The sequence below is a fragment of the Paraburkholderia sp. BCC1884 genome (genome assembly GCF_900996225.1).
GTDB lineage: Bacteria > Pseudomonadota > Gammaproteobacteria > Burkholderiales > Burkholderiaceae > Paraburkholderia.
Window position 1 is genome coordinate 201890 of sequence record NZ_CAAJGL010000011.1, and the last position, 16164, is coordinate 218053.

At 65.4% G+C, this 16164-nt stretch carries 17 protein-coding genes; 13 read left to right on the forward strand and 4 right to left on the reverse strand.

The features are described from left to right. Window positions 1-21: 21 nt before the first annotated feature. From efeB to FQ705_RS00955, 4 genes are all read left to right on the forward strand, one after another. The gene (efeB, locus tag FQ705_RS00940; RefSeq protein ID WP_144137595.1) at window positions 22-1326 is read left to right on the forward strand and encodes an iron uptake transporter deferrochelatase/peroxidase subunit; all 1305 of its coding nucleotides are present in this window, start codon (window positions 22-24) and stop codon (window positions 1324-1326) included. A 110-nt stretch (window positions 1327-1436) separates the two neighbouring features. Continuing rightward, window positions 1437-2468: an iron ABC transporter substrate-binding protein gene (locus tag FQ705_RS00945; protein WP_144137596.1), complete on the forward strand. Its 1032-nt coding sequence runs from the start codon at window positions 1437-1439 to the stop codon at window positions 2466-2468. Then, window positions 2469-4073: an ABC transporter permease gene (locus FQ705_RS00950; RefSeq protein ID WP_144137597.1), complete on the forward strand. Its 1605-nt coding sequence runs from the start codon at window positions 2469-2471 to the stop codon at window positions 4071-4073. A gap of 37 nt (window positions 4074-4110) precedes the next feature. Then, window positions 4111-5166 carry an ABC transporter ATP-binding protein gene (locus tag FQ705_RS00955; RefSeq protein WP_144137598.1) on the forward strand — a complete coding sequence of 352 codons (1056 nt, stop codon included), beginning with the start codon at window positions 4111-4113 and terminating at the stop codon, window positions 5164-5166. A gap of 29 nt (window positions 5167-5195) precedes the next feature. Here the strand turns inward: FQ705_RS00955 and FQ705_RS00960 are convergent, their stop codons facing one another. Beyond that, complete coding sequence (locus FQ705_RS00960) at window positions 5196-6110, reverse strand: LysR family transcriptional regulator (RefSeq protein WP_144137599.1); 915 nt, start codon at window positions 6108-6110, stop codon at window positions 5196-5198. A gap of 111 nt (window positions 6111-6221) precedes the next feature. Between FQ705_RS00960 and FQ705_RS00965 the strand changes: the two genes are divergently transcribed. Then, entirely contained in the window at window positions 6222-7142 is a 921-nt protein-coding gene (locus tag FQ705_RS00965; protein WP_144137635.1) for a DMT family transporter, read from the forward strand. A gap of 51 nt (window positions 7143-7193) precedes the next feature. Here the strand turns inward: FQ705_RS00965 and FQ705_RS00970 are convergent, their stop codons facing one another. Genes FQ705_RS00970 through FQ705_RS00980 form a run of 3 tightly spaced genes read right to left on the reverse strand, consistent with a single transcriptional unit; the run spans window position 7194 to window position 8911 of the window. Next, entirely contained in the window at window positions 7194-7445 is a 252-nt protein-coding gene (locus FQ705_RS00970; protein WP_144137600.1) for a Txe/YoeB family addiction module toxin, read from the reverse strand. Window positions 7446-7455: 10 nt separating this feature from the next. Further along, on the reverse strand, window positions 7456-7608 hold the full coding sequence (locus FQ705_RS00975) for a type II toxin-antitoxin system Phd/YefM family antitoxin (RefSeq protein ID WP_260854355.1): 153 nt from the start codon (window positions 7606-7608) through the stop codon (window positions 7456-7458). A 4-nt stretch (window positions 7609-7612) separates the two neighbouring features. Next, complete coding sequence (locus FQ705_RS00980) at window positions 7613-8911, reverse strand: MFS transporter (RefSeq protein WP_186307756.1); 1299 nt, start codon at window positions 8909-8911, stop codon at window positions 7613-7615. 194 nt (window positions 8912-9105) lie between these two features. Here FQ705_RS00980 and FQ705_RS00985 point away from each other — a divergent pair, with 194 nt between their 5' ends. From FQ705_RS00985 to mdcH, 8 genes are read left to right on the forward strand one after another with little or no spacing between them, the layout of a single operon-like run. Further along, on the forward strand, window positions 9106-9879 hold the full coding sequence (locus FQ705_RS00985; protein ID WP_144137602.1) for a GntR family transcriptional regulator: 774 nt from the start codon (window positions 9106-9108) through the stop codon (window positions 9877-9879). A gap of 8 nt (window positions 9880-9887) precedes the next feature. Next, window positions 9888-11549, forward strand: a complete 1662-nt coding sequence (gene mdcA, locus FQ705_RS00990; protein ID WP_144137603.1) for a malonate decarboxylase subunit alpha — start codon at window positions 9888-9890, stop codon at window positions 11547-11549. Between the two features lie 2 nt (window positions 11550-11551). Continuing rightward, entirely contained in the window at window positions 11552-12502 is a 951-nt protein-coding gene (locus FQ705_RS00995; protein ID WP_144137604.1) for a triphosphoribosyl-dephospho-CoA synthase, read from the forward strand. After that, window positions 12490-12804 (forward strand): malonate decarboxylase subunit delta, encoded by a 315-nt coding sequence (locus FQ705_RS01000; RefSeq protein ID WP_144137605.1) that lies wholly within the window; start codon window positions 12490-12492, stop codon window positions 12802-12804. Before FQ705_RS00995 ends, FQ705_RS01000 begins: the two co-directional genes overlap by 13 nt. Then, window positions 12801-13685 carry a biotin-independent malonate decarboxylase subunit beta gene (locus FQ705_RS01005; RefSeq protein ID WP_144137606.1) on the forward strand — a complete coding sequence of 295 codons (885 nt, stop codon included), beginning with the start codon at window positions 12801-12803 and terminating at the stop codon, window positions 13683-13685. The genes FQ705_RS01000 and FQ705_RS01005 overlap by 4 nt, the downstream gene beginning before the upstream one ends. Next, the gene (gene mdcE / locus FQ705_RS01010; RefSeq protein ID WP_144137607.1) at window positions 13682-14500 is read left to right on the forward strand and encodes a biotin-independent malonate decarboxylase subunit gamma; all 819 of its coding nucleotides are present in this window, start codon (window positions 13682-13684) and stop codon (window positions 14498-14500) included. The genes FQ705_RS01005 and mdcE overlap by 4 nt, the downstream gene beginning before the upstream one ends. Continuing rightward, a complete protein-coding gene (locus FQ705_RS01015) occupies window positions 14500-15198 on the forward strand; it encodes a malonate decarboxylase holo-ACP synthase (protein ID WP_144137608.1) in 699 nt (232 codons plus the stop codon). The genes mdcE and FQ705_RS01015 overlap by 1 nt, the downstream gene beginning before the upstream one ends. Beyond that, entirely contained in the window at window positions 15198-16124 is a 927-nt protein-coding gene (mdcH, locus tag FQ705_RS01020) for a malonate decarboxylase subunit epsilon (protein ID WP_144137609.1), read from the forward strand. Before FQ705_RS01015 ends, mdcH begins: the two co-directional genes overlap by 1 nt. The last annotated feature ends 40 nt before the right edge of the window (window positions 16125-16164 follow it).

Sequence of the window (16164 nt, forward strand, 5' to 3'; positions counted from 1 at the left end):
CGAAATGAAGGTGCAGTAAATATGGCAAACGATCGACCCCCGCGGCCCTCACGGCGCGGCTTCCTGAAGGCAGGCGGCGCAGCAGTGGCCGCCGGCGCGAGCCTCGGTGCGAGTCTTGCGCCGCAGGCCGCGCTCGCCAGGGCGGCGGCGCACAGCGCCGCCGATCCGCAACTGGCTGTCGAGCCGTTCTACGGTTTGCATCAAGGCGGCATCGTCACGCCGCAGCAAAGCCACACGTATGTGGCCGCGCTCGACCTGAGCACCGACAAGCGCGAGGACGTGATCGCGCTGCTGCGCGCCTGGACCGACGCCGCCGCGCGCATGACGCAAGGCAGCACGGCCGCGCCATTGCCGACCCATGAAGCCGCCGACAACAAAGCCGCGCCCGATTCCGGCGACGTGCTCGGTCTCGGCCCTTGCGGCCTGACGATCACCTTCGGTTTCGGCCCTGGACTGTTCACGAAAGACGGCAAGGACCGCTACGGCCTCGCCGCGCGCCGCCCCGCCGCGCTCGTCGATCTGCCGCGTTTCAACGGCGATCAGCTGATCGCGGAAAAGACCGGCGGCGACCTGTTCATCCAGGCTTGCGCGAACGATCAGCAGGTCGCGTTTCACGCGGTCCGGCAATTGTCGCGTCTCGCTTACGGCACCGCGGCGATGCGTTGGGGCCAGTCCGGCTTCCTGTCGGGTCCGCGCGGCCAGACGCCGCGCAATCTGATGGGTTTCAAGGACGGCACCAACAATCCGCCCACCGCGCAGCCGAAGCTGATGAACGAATTCGTGTGGGCCGGCGCCAGCCCCGACGCGCCGTGGATGGAAGGCGGCACCTATACCGTCGTGCGGCGCATCCGCATCACGCTGGAACACTGGGACAACACCGAGGTGGATTTCCAGGAACAGGTGTTCGGCCGTCACAAGTACAGCGGTGCGCCGATCGGCAAGAAGAACGAGTTCGACGCCGTCGACCTGAAGGAAGAGGACAAGGACGGCAATCCGGTGATTCCGGAGAACTCGCACGTGCGTCTGTCGAATCAGGCGACCAACAACGGCGCGCAGATTTTGCGCCGCTCGTACTCGTACAACGACGGCACGAACTTCTACATCGAGCGCTGGCCGCCATGGCGCCAGGAAACGGAGTACGACGCGGGTCTGATTTTCGTCGCGCACCAGAGCGACCCGCGCAAGGGCTTCATTCCGATCAACGACCGGCTCGCGAAGTTCGACATGATGAACCAGTTCACGACTCACGTCGGCAGCGCGGTGTTCGCGGTGCCGCCGGGTGCGAAGCCGGGTTCGTATATCGGCGCGGGGCTGTTCGAGACGTAATGAAAGCCTGGTAAAAAGCCATGAGCCCAACCGCGCGAGCGGCCGGACTCATGGCAGCACAAGCAGCGCTCCCAAGATCAACAACAACACTATCAACGGAATTCAGGATCATGGCTCAAACATGGTTTGGCACCCGCCTGCGCCACATCAGCAGCACAGCAGCGCTTACGCTCGCGGCTTTCGCGACGGTGCCGTCGGCCGCGCATGCCGCGTCGATCACGCTCTATAACGCGCAGCACGAGCAGGTCGTCAACGTGCTCGCCAAGGACTTCGAAAAGGCCTCGGGCATTTCGGTGAAGATCCGCAACGGCGAAGGCCCGGCCATGGCCGCGCAGATCATCGCTGAAGGTTCGGCCACGCCGGCCGACGTGTACTTCACGGAAAACTCGCCCGAGCTGATGCTGCTCGAAGAAAAAGGCCTGCTCAACAAGGTGGACCCCGCCACGCTCGCCGCCGTGCCGGTGCGTTACAGCTCGCCGTCGGGCGACTGGGTGGCCGTGACCGCGCGTGAAAACGTGCTGGCCTACAACACGACCAAGATCCAGGCGTCGCAACTGCCGCAATCGCTGTTCGATCTGGCCAGGCCGGAATGGAAGGGCAAGGTCGGCATCGCTCCGAGCGACAGCGACTTCCTGCCGCTCGTGAGCGCCGTGCTCGCGCTGAAGGGTGAAGCGCAAACGGTGGCCTGGCTCAAGGGCCTGAAAGCCAACGCGCAGATTTTCGACGACGACGAAGGCGTGGTGGCCGCCGTCAATCGCGGCGGGGTCGCGACCGGTTTGATCAACAACTACTACTGGGCCCGTCTGCATGCTGAAATCGGCGACGGCAAGACCCGCAGCGCGATCTATCACTTCGGCAACGGCGACGCCGGCGCAGCGGTGAACGTGTCGGGCGCGGCCGTGCTGAAGTCGGCGCATAACGTGGACGGCGCACAGAAGTTCCTCGCCTATCTGGTCAGCGAACGCGCCCAGAAGTTGATGGCGGACAGCCACGTGATGTTCGAATATCCGCTGCACGCAGGCGTCGCACCGGACCCGATCCTCAAGCCGTTCACCGAACTGAGCCCGCCGGCGCTTTCCATCCAGCAACTCGGCGACGATAGCCAGGCCGGCAAGCTGCTGCGCCAGGCAGGCCTGCTGTAAATGAGCGAAGCCCTGTCAGCCGGCCCTCCGGCTGTCTCGACCGTGCCGGTGCGCGCCCGTTTGCGCGCACCGCGCGGTTTGTTCGCGGCAGCAACTCTCAGCGCTTTGCTGGTGTTGCTGCCGATTGCGTTTACGTTCTGGCGCGCAGCGAGCTTCGGCGCAGGTGAAGCGGTCGATCTGGTGTTCCGGCCGCTGGTCGGCGAACTGCTGGTCAACACGGTGATGATCACGGTCGCGACCACACTGGTGTCGGCGCTGATCGGCACGGCGGCGGCCTGGTTCGTCGAACGCACGCATTTGCCGGGACGGCGCGCGTGGGCCGTGCTGTCGGCCGCGCCGCTCGCCATGCCGGCGTTTATTTCGAGCTATGCGTGGGTGTCGTTGAGCCAGGATTTACAGGACTTCAACGGCGCGTTGCTGGTGCTGACCTGTGCGTATTTCCCGCTCGTTTACTTGCCGGTGGCCGCCGCGTTGCGCGGCATGGACCCGGCGCTCGAAGAAAGCGCACGCGCACTCGGCTGCAATCGCTGGACGACCTTTATTCGTGTGGTGCTGCCGCAACTGCGACCCGCGTTGCTCGGCGGCATGTTGCTGGTGGCGCTCGGCGTGCTGTCCGAATTCGGCGCGTTTACGCTGCTGCGTTTTCATACCTTCACGACGCAGATCTACGCGGAATTCCGCACCAGTTTCGACGGTGGCGGCGCTTCGCTGCTGGCGTGTCTGCTGATCGTGATTTGCCTGATCGTGCTGGCCTTCGAGTTTCGCGTGCGCGGCGCGGCGCGCTATGAACGTGTCGATCGGGGCACGCGTCGCGCGGTCTTGCGTTACGACCTCGGCGCGTGGCGCTGGGTCGTCGTGACCGGCTTTGCGCTGCTGACGATCACCACGCTCGGCGTGCCGCTCGGCATGATCGGCTACTGGCTCACGCAACCGGGCGCGGCTGCCGTCACGCCGGCGGACGTGTCGCCGGAGTTGCTGTTCAATGCGACGCTCTCATCGGTCGGTTTCGGTCTTGCCGCTGCTGCTTTGACTACGCTGCTGGTGGTGCCGCTCGCCTTTCTGCTGGTGCGCTATCCGTCGCGTTTCGCGACGCTGTTCGAGCGCACCGTGTTTCTCGCGCAAGGCGTCCCGGGGCTAGTGATCGCGCTCGCGATCGTGTCGCTTTCGGTGCACTGGCTGCAGCCGCTCTATCAAAGCGCGACGTTGCTGGTGGTCGCTTACGCGATGCTGTTCATGCCGGTCGCGCTGGTGAGCGTGCGCGCCGCCTTCATGCAGGCGCAGCCGCGACTCGAAGAAACGTCCCGCGCCCTCGGCCTGAACTGGTCGCAGACTTTGTTTCGCGTGGTTTTGCCGCTGGCGGGCCCGGGACTCGGCGCGGCCGCGGCGATGGTGTTCATCTCGGTCGTCACCGAACTGAACGCAACGCTGCTGCTTTCTCCACTCGACACGCAGACGCTCGCCACCCAGGTCTGGGCCGACACCTCGACGATGGCATTCGCCGCCGCCGCGCCCTATGCGGCGCTGCTCACCGGCATCTCGCTGTTCGCCTCGGGTTTGCTGTTCGCGCTACTCGGCAAGTCGGCGCTGCTCGGCGATCACCACTAATGCGCGCGACGTCACACGCTTCAATCATCGGATTTTCATGAGCGAACTTCGTATCCGCGGACTGCAAAAAGCGTTCGACGGTCATCCGGTGCTGCACGGCATCGATCTCTCGGTCGAGCGCGGCACTCTGCTCGCGTTGCTCGGTCCGTCGGGCAGCGGCAAGACGACCCTGCTGCGTCTTCTATGCGGCTTCGAACGCGCGGATGCCGGCAGCGTCGAGATCGACGGCCGGCGTGTCGTCGGCGACAGCCTGCACGTGCCGTCGGAACAGCGGCGCATCGGTTACGTGCCGCAGGAAGGCGCGCTGTTTCCGCATCTGTCGGTGGCGGACAACATCGTGTTCGGCTTGCCGCGTACGCAACGCCGTGCGCGGCATCGCGTGGCCGAGTTACTGGAGCTGGTCGGCTTGCCGGCGGACTTCGGCACGCGCGCGCCGCAGCAGTTGTCGGGCGGTCAGCAGCAACGCGTCGCGTTGGCGCGCGCGTTGGCGCCCTCGCCCACGCTCGTGATGCTCGACGAACCCTTTTCCTCGCTCGATGCCGCCTTGCGGCTCGAAACCCGGCAAGCGGTGGCGAGCGCGTTGGCCGCGACCGGCGCGACCGCCGTGCTGGTTACGCACGATCAATCCGAGGCCTTGTCGCTCGGTCACGAAGTGGCGGTACTGTGGAACGGCCGGCTGATCCAGACGGCAACGCCGCAAACCCTCTATCGACGACCCGTGACGCGCGAGCTGGCCTCGTTCGTCGGCGAAGCTGTGTTGTTGCCGGGGATGGTCACGCAGGATCGCGTGCAGTGTGAACTCGGCGATTTGCCGTTGTCCGCGCCGATTGCCCAAGGCGCGGTCGATGTGATGCTGCGGCCCGAGCAGATTCGTCTGCTGCGCGCCGGGGAGATGCCGGCCGCTGGCGCAGCGCATGACGCCATCGTCACCGATGTGATCTTCCAGGGGCAGGACGCCGGCGTTGCGCTGCAGTTGCAGTCCGGCGCGCGAACCTTGGTGCGCGCACGCGTGCCGGGTTATCTGTCGCCGCGGCCCGGCGAACAGGTGCGGCTCGCGGTGGATGGCGAAGTGACGGCTTATCCGCGCGGCTGAAGTTAGTTTTCCTTTATAAGTCAACGCGCTCACGCCGCAGCCGCACCGCGCGGCTGCGAGTGGGCCTGTGCCTGCGCCTGCGTCTGCGGACGCAGCGACAAATCCTGCACCATCTGCGCGGCCAGATAATCGCAAGTCGGTCGGTCCGATTTGGCGCTGCGCGCCACCACGATTTCGAGCGGCGCGATCTTCGGCAAGCCTTGCGCTTCGCCGAGAATCGCCAAACGCGACGGTACGCTGCAACGCGTGAGCGCAATCACCGACAGCCCCGCATCCACCGTCGCCACGAGTCCCATCAGGCTGGCGCTGCTGAAGGCCGCGCGATAGCGAAGCCGCGCGCCGTCGAGCGCGGCAAGCGTATGCTGACGCGCCACGCAACCCGGCTCATACAGTCCCACCGGCAACGGCGAGGCCGCCAGCACCGGCGTATCCACTGACGCCCCCACCCACACCATCGGCTCGCTGCGCACGAATTCGCCGCGCAATTTGCGGTCGCGCGTGACGAAGGCCAGATCGATCTTGTTATCCGCCAGCATGGGCGCGAGCGACGTGCTCTGCGCGCAGACGATCTCGATCTCCACATGCGGATACAGATTCGAAAAGCGCCGCAGCACCGGCGACAACAGCGACGACACGTAGTCGTCCGGCGCGCCTAGCACGACGCGCCCGGTGACTTCCGGTCGCACGATCGCCGACCATGCCTCCTCGTGCAACGCCAGCACGCGCCGCGCGTATTCGAGCAACGTATTGCCCGGTCGCGTAAGCGACAGATTGCGCGTATTGCGGGCGAACAGCGTGGTGCCGAGCATGGTTTCGAGCCGTTTGATCTGCATGCTGACGGCCGCTTGCGAGCGATGCACCATCGCCGATGCCTTCGTGAAGCTGCCCGTTTCCACTACCGCGACGAAAGTGCGCAGCAGATCGACGTCGAATTCGGGGTGCATGATTTATCAATCCAGCTTATGGAATTGCTCAATTTAATTCGTTTGCCGATGAGGCGCAAGCGGCGCAATACTCCGGACATCACACTACGGAGACCGTTCGGCATGGCCCTCATGTCCCTCTCGCAGCGTCAACAAGGCGCCATCACGCTGGCCAGCGGCGGGCTTCTGATGGGCACGCTCGGCATCTTCGTCGAAGAGGCGCGGCTCGGTGCGTTGACGCTCGTCTTCTTTCGCTGCCTGTTCGGTTTTCTATCGCTGGCCGCGTATTGCGCATGGAAAGGCTTTTTCACGCGCGCGCATTTCACACGCCGCTCGCTCACGCTGGCGCTGATCTCCGGCGTCTTGATGGTCACGCAATGGGTCGGCTTCTTCGATGCGATTCATCGCACCAGCATCGCGGTTGCGACCGTGGTGTTTCATGTGCAGCCGTTCTGGGTCGTGCTGATCGGCGCGGCGCTGTTCAATGAACGCCTGGGCGTGGACCGGCTTGGCTGGATCGCGACCGCTTTCGTCGGACTCGTGCTCGCGTCGGGTGTCGCGGCGACCGGGAATCTGCAGGGTCAGACGAGTTATCTGATCGGTATCGGCGAAGCGCTGGTCGGGTCGGTGCTGTATGCGAGCGTCACCTTGATTGCGAAAGGGCTCGGCGATCTCCGCCCGCATCTGCTGACGCTCGCGCAATGCGCAGTCGGTGTGGTGTGCCTGCCGTTCATTGCGCCGCTCACGGCCGCGCATATCGGCCCGATGCAATGGTTCTGGCTGGTCGGTATGGGCGTGCTGCATACGGGACTCTCGTATGTGCTGATTTACGGCGCGCTGCCCAAGCTGAGCACGCCGATCATCGCCGTGCTGCTGTTCGTGTATCCGCTCACGGCCATCGTGGTCGATGCGGTGGTGTACGGACGGGCGCTGTCGTTGCCGCAGCTCGCGGGCATGGTACTGATCGTGGTCGCGAGTCTGGGCGTGAATCTCGGCTGGCCGCTGCTGTCGTGGTTGCGGCCCGGCGCACCAGCACGGCATCACGCGGATTGAACGTCGCGGCTGGCCGCGGGCCGCAGCCCGCGGTGTAAGTGTGTTTTTCGTTCAGGCGTCGTAGTGGAAACGACAGGCGATCACATAAATCTTGCCGTCTGCCGGCAGATAGACGAGCCGATCCGCAAGCGTGATCCTGCGCGACCACAAACCAGTCAGGCTGCCGACCAACGGTTCCGGTTTGCCGGTGCCCCGGAACGGATCGCGCCGGCATTCCTCCAACAACGTATTGATCTTGCGCACGACCTTGCGGTCGGTTTCCTGCCAATGCCGGTAGTCGTCCCAGGCGTCGTCGGTAAACATAAAAATGCTGTCAGCCTTTGAGGTTTCCTCGTTGCGGCTTTTGTGTCGGTTCATCGGTCAGCAGTTCGCGCGCGGTCGCACCGCCGGCGTTCAGTTGGGCGATGGACCTGGCAAGCCGTTGGGCGTTCTTCGACGAACTCAGCAAATACAAGGTTTCCTGCATCACCTCACTGCGGCAACACTTCGCCCTTCGTCTCCGGCGCGAACGGAATCACGAATAGCCCGATGACGAACACAATTGCGGTCAACGCCACCGGCAGCCCGAGCGTATGCATATGCAGCACTGCCGCGCCGAGCAAAAAGTTGACCCCGGCGCCGACAAATCGCCCGAACGACGTGCAGAACGCAAACGCCGTCGCCCGAACGCGGGTTTCGAACTGCTCCGGCAGCCACAGGCTGAACAGCGCAAAATTCCCGCCGAAGAACCCCAGCACGCACAGCCATGCGATGAACGGCGCCAACCCGTTCGGCAGATAGAACGCCCAGCCGAAACTGCCGACGATCGCCACCGCCATCCCCGCAAAATAAATCGCCAGCGTCTTCTTGCGGCCGATGCGCTCCGCCATCGGCGGCAACGCCAGGCAGCCCAGGATCGTCGCGATAGACAGCAGCCCCGTGGCCAGCGACGCCGTCCTGATCGCATCGTTCTTCGCCATACCGGCCTTGGTTGCCAGCTGGATCACGGCGGACGGCTCATACACCGCGCCGGCCCACAAGCCGATGATCGCGATCGTCAACAGAATGCACGCCACCCACGTGCGACGCCGGTAAGCCGGCCCCAGGATTTCGCGCAGCGGACTGGTGCGCACGGCGCGCGTATCGGTCTTCTGCCACTTCTCCGACTCCTTCACGCGCAACAGCACCAGAATCGCGACCACCACGGGCACCGCGCCGGTCAGGAACATCGCGCGCCAGCCGTAATGCACGCCGATCGTGTAGTTCAGCGCGGCAGCCAGGAAGAACCCGGCGTAATAACCCGTTTGCAGATACCCCGCCCCCATCTTGCGACGATCTTCCGGCCACGATTCCGCCACGTAAGTGCCGGCCAGCGCCCATTCGCCGCCGATCCCCACGCCCGCGATAAAACGGTAGATGGCGAGCTCCCACACGTTGTGCGACGTCGCGGCGAGTCCCGTGAAAATGGCGAAGGTGAAGATGGTGCCGGCCAGCACCTTGGTGCGGCCGAAGCGATCGGCCAGCGGGCCCCAGATGAAGGACAGACCCCAGCCAACCAGAAACAGCGCGAACAGGATCGACCCGGCGAGGCCGACGTTGGCCGGCGTCGCCGCATAGCCCGAACGCGGCAGTAATTCGGTCAAGGCCGGCGTGAGGACCAGCGCGTAGATGAACGAGTCCATCCCGTCGAGCGTCCAGCCTGCCCATGCGCCCCAAAACCCGGCAATCTGCGAACGATTGAGCGGCGTTCGACGCCGCGCGACCGAGCCGCGGTCGGTTAGTGAATTCATCATGCTCCTCCGGCCCTGCGGTTGTCCTGCGTAAAGGGAACGACGCGACGCAAACGACCAACGCCGCGTTTTGTTGTTGAAATCACGAGTCCTCGTACTACAAAGAGAAAGGACGCTGTCGACGGGCCCGGTAAAAATTTTCCGGGTTTGCCCCGCCTGCTAAATGCGCCATTTCATATATAATATTCAATACTATGAACGACGCAATTGGTGGTTTTCCCCTGGACGCCTCGGCACGCAGCCCGCATCTACCCGCGGTGGCGCCGCGAGAGAGCACGTCGCGAGTGATTGCGGAGGCGTTGCGCGCGGCGATTGTCGACGGCACGCTGGCGCCTGGCGCGCCGTTGCGGCAAGACGCGATCGCCCGTCACTTCTCCGTCAGCGCAATTCCCGTGCGCGAGGCGCTGCGTCAGTTGGAAAGCGAGGGCTGGGCGCGTACCGCCGTGCATAAAGGCGCGACCGTCGCGCCCTTGTCGGCGGACGAGGCGCGCGAGATCTATGAAATCCGCTCGGCGCTGGAGAGCCTCGCGCTCGGCCTCGCGATCCCCCATCACACCGCCGCGACGCTGCGCGAATGCGCCAGCCTCTGCCGCGCCGCCGAGCGCGAATCGAACCCGTCGCTCTACGTCGAGCGCAACGTCGCGTTTCATATGAGTCTTTATGCGCCCGCCGCCCGGCCGCAGCTCGAAGACATGATCGGCATGCTGCATCGGCGTGGCGAACGTTATTTGCGCCTGAAGTTCGGCCTGCCTGCGTACAAAGGCGAGTCGGACAGTGAACACGCTGCCCTGCTCGATGCCGTCGAGCGACGCGATATTCCCACTGCGCAGCGGCTGGTCGTCGCGCATCTGCTCGGCACCGGCAATCTGCTGCACCGTTTTCTGACCGAACGCGCGCAGGCGGAAGCCGCGCTTGCGAATCAACCCAAGCCGCGCGGCAGACGCGCGCGCGCACCTTCCGGGAGCTGACTGAGCCAATGAACCGCCCTGCCGAAGCACCACCCGCCGCACGGTCATGGACTACGCGCCGTGACGAAAAGAACCGCCGCCTCGCGGCCATCGCGCCCTGGCTGGAAAACGGCGTGCTGCCGTCGAACCGCATCGTCGACGCGCTTGAAACGCTGATTCAACCGGGCGACCGCGTCGCCCTCGAGGGCGACAACCAGAAGCAGGCCGACTTCCTCTCACGTTCGTTGGCTCAGGTCGATCCGCAGAAAATCCACGACGTGCATCTGCTGATTTCGAGCATCGGCCGTCCTGAGCATCTGACGCTGTTCGAGCGCGGCATCGCTCACAAGGTCGACTTCTCGTTTGCCGGCACGCAGAGCTTGCGGGTCGCGCAACTGCTCGAAGACGGCCAGCTCGAAATCGGCGCGATCTATACCTATGTCGAGTTGTACGCACGCATGTTCGTGGATCTCACGCCGCACGTCGCGCTGCTGTGCGCCGAAAAAGCCGACCGTCACGGCAATCTGTATACCGGCCCGAATACCGAAGACACCCCGACCATCGCCGAAGCCGCCGCGTTCCGTCACGGCATCGTGATCGTGCAGGTCAACGAGATCGTCGACGAACTGCCGCGCGTCGATATTCCCGGCTCGTGGGTCGACGTGGTCGTGCAGGCCGACCGTCCGTTCGCGGTCGAACCGCTGTTCACGCGCGATCCGCGTCACATCGGCGACCTGCAGGTGCTCACCGCGATGATGGTGATTCGCGGCATCTACGAACCGTATGGCGTGACATCGCTGAATCACGGTATCGGTTTCGATACCGCGGCGATCGAATTGCTGCTGCCCACGTATGGAGAATCGCTTGGTCTGAAAGGCAAGATCTGTCGCAACTGGACGCTCAATCCGCATCCCACCATGATTCCCGCGATCGAATCGGGCTGGGTCGACAGCATCCATTGTTTCGGCAGTGAAGTCGGCATGGAGGCGTATATCGAAGCGCGCCCCGACGTGTTCTTCACCGGCAACGACGGCAGCCTGCGTTCGAACCGCGTGCTGTGCCAGCTGGCGGGGCAATACGGTGTGGACCTGTTCATCGGCTCGACCTTGCAGATCGACGCGGACGCGAATTCGTCCACTGTCACGCGCGGACGTCTGGCGGGTTTCGGCGGCGCGCCGAACATGGGCCACGATCCACGCGGCCGGCGTCATTCGAGCGAAGCCTGGCTCAAACTGCTGAAAGACGAGGGCCCGGTATCGCGCGGCCACAAGCTGGTGGTGCAGATGGCCGAGACCTACAAGAAAGGCGGCGAGCCGACCTTCGTCGATGAACTCGACGCCGTCGCGGTCGGCCAAAAAAGCGGCATGCCGATCGCCCCCGTGATGATCTACGGCGACGACGTCAGCCATGTCGTCACGGAAGAAGGCATCGCGCATCTGCACAAGGCCGAAGGTATCGACGAGCGGCGCGCCGCGATTGCCGCCGTAGCCGGCGTGACGCCGATCGGCTTGCGCGCGAAGCCGGAGAAAACGGCGGAGCTGCGCCGGCGCGGCATCGTCGCGTATCCGGAAGACCTCGGCATTCGTCGCGGCGAAGCCAAGCGTTCGCTGCTCGCCGCACGCAGCATCGACGACCTGGTGACATGGTCGGGTGGTCTGTACGAACCGCCGGCTCGCTTCAGGAGCTGGTAAGCATGGCGCCCGCTGCCTTGCTCAAGCGTGCGGAACGCGCCTCTGCCGCGACGCTGCGTGTCGACGCACGCGGTATCGTCGCGCACGTTCCGTCAGCCGGTGATGCGCAACTCGCGCGCTACGCCGTCACCGCGTTGATCGACGAAGCGCAACTCACGCCGAAACCTGCTTTGGTCGATCAACGCGGCAGCGGCGCGCATCGCGACCTCGATCTCGCCACCATGCTGCGCTCGGCATACGCACTCGAGCCGACCTTCGCGACGCTGGCACACGCGGCGCGCCACCATCGCGAGCCGTCCGCGTTGTTGCGCACCGAACTCGCGCAGATCGGCCGCACCGGCGAGCAGGAGATGATGCTCGCCACCGACGGCAGCAATGCGCATCGCGGCGCGATCTGGATCGTCGGCTTGCTGGTGGCGGGCGCGTCGCTCGACAACGGCGCGGCTTGTAACGATGCCGCGCGGATCGGCTCGCTGGCCGCACAGATCGCCTGTTTTCCCGACCGCTTCGCCGCGCCTTCCGATAGCCACGGCGAACGGGCACGGCAGCGCTATCAGGTAGGCGGCGCACGTCGCGAAGCACAGGACGGTTTCCCGCATGTGATCGCGGTCGGCTTGCCCGCCTTGCTCGCGGCCCGCGCGCGCGGCATCGATGAAAACGCCGCGCGGATCGACGCGCTGCTCTCCATCATGGCGTCGCTCGACGATACCTGCCTGCTGCATCGCGCGGGTCTGCCCGGTCTGCAAGCCGGTCAACTCGGCGCGCAACGCGTGCTGGCGGCCGGCGGCAGTTCGACGCCGCAAGGCGCCGCCGCCCTCGCCGCGCTCGACCTCGAATTGCTGTCGCTCAACGCATCGCCCGGCGGCGCAGCCGATCTGCTTGCCGCTACCCTTTTTCTCGACATGCTGGCGCGCCACGCCGCCAGCGGGAGCCCCGTCACATGGAAAATCTGACCTTCGACTATCCGGCGCAACGCGCCGTCACGACCCGCGCGCACGTCGGCGTGGTGGGGTCGGGCGATCTGGAAGTGCTGCTGTCGCCCGTCGATCAGGCCAGCACGCTGGCGGCGCACGTGGTCGTGCGCACTAGCGTCGACGGCTACAGCCATATCTGGAAAAGCGTGCTCGACCGCTTTTTCACGCGCTACGACGGCGCGGTCCAGATCGAAATCAACGACTTCGGCGCCACGCCCGGCGTCGTGGCCTTGCGACTCGCGGAAGCGGTCGAGGCCGCCGAACAGGGAGACGACGCATGAGCACGCTTGCGAGCACCAGTCCCGCGCCGCTGTTGCGCGATAGTTTCATCGAATTGCCGGCACGCGAGCGCGCCCGTGCCTTGCTGGATGCGGGCAGCTTCCGCGAACTGCTCGGTCCGTTCGACCGCATCGAGTCGCCGTGGTTGCCGCTGCAAGGCGTGGTCTGCCAGGCCGATGACGGTTGCGTGATCGCGCGCGGCACCATCGATGGCGAACCCGCCGTGGTCGCGGCGATCGAATCCGCGTTCCAGGGCGGCAGCATCGGCGAAGTGTCGGGCAGCAAGATTGCCGCGGCGCTCGAAATGGCGCTGCGCGATTGTGAGCGCGGCAAGATCGTGCGGCCGGTGGTGTTGTTCGAGACCGGCGGCGTGCGTCTGCAGGAAGCCAACCTCGGCCTCGCCGTGATTGCGGAGATGCAGGCGGCGATCGTTGCGTTGCGCCGCTATGTCCCGGTGGTCGGCGTGATCGCGGGCATGGTCGGCTGCTTCGGCGGCATGTCGCTTGCGGCCGCGTTGTGCTCGTATCTGGTCGTGACGAAACAGGGCCGCCTCGGCATGAATGGGCCCGAGGTGATCGAACAGGAAGCCGGCATCGACGAACTCGATGCGAGCGACCGCCGCCGCGTATGGCAACTGATCGGCGGCGAACAACGCGCCGCGACCGCGCTGGCCGATCGGCTGGTCGACGACAGCGCCGACGATGTGCGCAGCGCCGTGCACGACGCCTTCACGCAAGGCGTCCCGGCCGCGCATCGCACCGAACAGGTCGAGACGTTCTTGCAGCGGCTCGCGCAGGTCGATCCCGCCAGCATCACACCGGACACCATGCGCGACGTGTTCAATCGTCGCGACGACAACGACTCGCGCAAGGAGCAAGCATGAGCGATACCTCTCTCAGCCGCGGCGCACGCTGGTTCCAGGCGCTCGCCGGCCACTCGTCCAGCCCGGCACCGGTATTGAGCGGCGATGCGCCGCTCGGCGGCGAGACCGCACGTTTCATCACGGTCGTGCCCGACGCCGCCAATCGCTTTCCGCGCGCGACCGATAACGTGGTCGGCCTCGAACAGGGCTGGCAGCTCGCCCGCGCGGTGCGCGAAACGATCGAGCAGGACAAGGCGAACGGCACGCGTCGCCCGATCGTCGCGATCGTCGATGTGAAAAGCCAGGCATACGGCTATCGCGAGGAAATGCTCGGCGTTCACCTCGCCTGTGCCGCTGCGGTCGATGCTTATGCAACGGCGCGCGATGCGGGTCATCCGGTGGTCGCGTTGATCGTCGGCCCCGCGATGTCGGGCGCATTTCTCGCGCACGGTTATCAGGCCAATCGCATCGTCGCGCTCGATGCGCCCGGCACCATGGTTCACGCGATGGGTAAGGAAGCCGCAGCGCGCGTCACGCGACGCACGGTAGCAGAACTCGACGCGCTCGGCGAAACCATCGTACCGATGTCGTACTCGATGGCCTCGTTCGCCAAACTCGGTTTGCTCGACCAGCTGATCGAAAGCGTCGATGCGGATGCGCCCGATGCCGCGCAGGTCGAACGGGTGCGCGCGGTGCTGGCCGAGCAGATTCGCAGTGCCCGCAGCGATGAGCGGCGTGATCTGTCGCATCGGCTGAAGTCGGCGCAGGCGCAGAAGAATCGCGCGGCATCGATCGAGGTGCGCCGGCGTCTGGCCGAACAATGGGATGCCGTCTGATGCAGGTTTGTGCCACGTCGCCGTTTGCCCAGGAGCAGGCGTTAGCCTCCGATGCGCGCTGGCGGCCGCACGATCTGCTGCAGTTGCGCAGCCTGTCGGTCTTCGACGATGAACCGCCGTGGGTGCGCGAAGCTTTCGCACGTGCGCCGTATGCGGTCGTGCGACGCGCGCTCGCGGCCGACGGCTTCGTCGCGATCGGCGTGCGTGGCGTGGGAAGGTCGCAACGGTATGGCACGTGGGCGCAGTTGGCGGAGATCGTTCACGCCGTGTCGCCGGACATGCTCGCGAAAGCGGCGCCACTCGACGGACGCGCCACCTTGCCAGCCTTCGTCGCATTTCATGCAATGCAGAGCGATCCGAGCGGCCTGCTAGCGGGATGCTTCGATTGGGGCCCGACAGGCAGCGTCGGCTTCGAGTTGACCACGCAGATACCGGTAGTGAGCGTATCGAGCGATCTCGATCTGCTGATCCGCACGCCCGAGCCGCTTTCACTAGAGCTTGCTGCTGCGTTGCTGAACCATCTGCAAACCTGCGGCCATCGCGCCGGCATTCGCGTCGACGCGCAACTCGAAACACCTGCGGGCGGCGTAGCGCTCAGCGAGTGGGCCGCGGGCAAAGCACGCGTGATGGCGCGCCACGCGCGCGGGCCGCAGTTGATCGCGGATCCGTGGGCCGACAATCGGAGCGAAAACGCCTGATGCTCGCGCTGCTCTTTCCCGGCCAGGGTGCACAGGCCCAAGGGTTCCTGCATGGTCTGCCGCAGCATCCCGCTGTGCATCGCACGGTCGAAGAAGCCTCCGAGGTGCTAGGCACCGACGTCTTGAATCTGGACACCGAAAACGCCCTACGCTCGACCATCGCGGTACAGGTCGGGCTCACGGTAGCCGGCGTGGCCGTGGCACGTGCGTTAGCCGATGAAGGCTTCATGCCGCAGATGAGCGCGGGTTTGTCGGTCGGCGCTTACGCGGCAGCAGTCAGTTGCGGCGCGGTTCGTTTCGACCACGCGCTGCAGATGGTCCGACGACGAGCCGAGCTGATGGAAACCGCTTATCCGTCGGGCTATGGTCTGGCTGCGGTGTCCGGCTTGACGGAACATGAAGTGGAACGACTCGCCGCGCAGCATCTGGATCAGGACCGGCAGCGCGTCTACATCGGCAATGTCAATGCGCCGCGCCAGATCGTGGTGGCGGGCGCGAATGCGGCGCTTGACCGCTTCATCGACCGCGCACTGGCCGCTGGCGCGCGCAAGGCCACGCGTCTCGCGGTGAGCGTGCCGTCGCATTGCGAACTGCTCGCGCATGCTTCGGACGAACTCGTGGCCTACGCGCGCGAAGTGCCTTTTCAAGCGCCGCGCAGCACCTATGTCGGCAATCGCGGCGGCCGGCCGTTGTATACGGCCGACGCGATCCGCGACGACCTCGCCACCAATATGCGCTACACCGTGCGCTGGTTCGACGCGCTCACGGTGATGCAGGAGATGGGCGCACGCGTGCTGATCGAAGCACCGCCCGGTCAGGTGTTGACCGACATCGCGCGCGAGTACTTTCCGGATAGCGCCGCGCTCGCGGCCGGCACCTTCTCTTTCGATCGACTCGTGGCGACGGCGCGGCGACGTCTGGCGTAGCGATCCTTGCCGCGTCGACGTTGCCGGAAACGAAGAGACA

Coding starts and splice junctions, on each gene's coding strand:
- FQ705_RS00965 (WP_144137635.1), top strand. CDS start 6,222: ATGTCCCTCTCGCAGCGTCAACAAGGCGCCATCACGCTGGCCAGCGGC.
- FQ705_RS00980 (WP_186307756.1), bottom strand. CDS start 8,911: ATGAATTCACTAACCGACCGCGGCTCGGTCGCGCGGCGTCGAACGCCG.
- mdcH (WP_144137609.1), top strand. CDS start 15,198: ATGCTCGCGCTGCTCTTTCCCGGCCAGGGTGCACAGGCCCAAGGGTTC.
- FQ705_RS00995 (WP_144137604.1), top strand. CDS start 11,552: ATGGCGCCCGCTGCCTTGCTCAAGCGTGCGGAACGCGCCTCTGCCGCG.
- FQ705_RS01000 (WP_144137605.1), top strand. CDS start 12,490: ATGGAAAATCTGACCTTCGACTATCCGGCGCAACGCGCCGTCACGACC.
- FQ705_RS00970 (WP_144137600.1), bottom strand. CDS start 7,445: ATGTTTACCGACGACGCCTGGGACGACTACCGGCATTGGCAGGAAACC.
- FQ705_RS00985 (WP_144137602.1), top strand. CDS start 9,106: ATGAACGACGCAATTGGTGGTTTTCCCCTGGACGCCTCGGCACGCAGC.
- mdcE (WP_144137607.1), top strand. CDS start 13,682: ATGAGCGATACCTCTCTCAGCCGCGGCGCACGCTGGTTCCAGGCGCTC.
- FQ705_RS00950 (WP_144137597.1), top strand. CDS start 2,469: ATGAGCGAAGCCCTGTCAGCCGGCCCTCCGGCTGTCTCGACCGTGCCG.
- FQ705_RS01005 (WP_144137606.1), top strand. CDS start 12,801: ATGAGCACGCTTGCGAGCACCAGTCCCGCGCCGCTGTTGCGCGATAGT.
- efeB (WP_144137595.1), top strand. CDS start 22: ATGGCAAACGATCGACCCCCGCGGCCCTCACGGCGCGGCTTCCTGAAG.
- FQ705_RS00955 (WP_144137598.1), top strand. CDS start 4,111: ATGAGCGAACTTCGTATCCGCGGACTGCAAAAAGCGTTCGACGGTCAT.
- FQ705_RS00960 (WP_144137599.1), bottom strand. CDS start 6,110: ATGCACCCCGAATTCGACGTCGATCTGCTGCGCACTTTCGTCGCGGTA.
- FQ705_RS00945 (WP_144137596.1), top strand. CDS start 1,437: ATGGCTCAAACATGGTTTGGCACCCGCCTGCGCCACATCAGCAGCACA.
- FQ705_RS01015 (WP_144137608.1), top strand. CDS start 14,500: ATGCAGGTTTGTGCCACGTCGCCGTTTGCCCAGGAGCAGGCGTTAGCC.
- mdcA (WP_144137603.1), top strand. CDS start 9,888: ATGAACCGCCCTGCCGAAGCACCACCCGCCGCACGGTCATGGACTACG.
- FQ705_RS00975 (WP_260854355.1), bottom strand. CDS start 7,608: ATGCAGGAAACCTTGTATTTGCTGAGTTCGTCGAAGAACGCCCAACGG.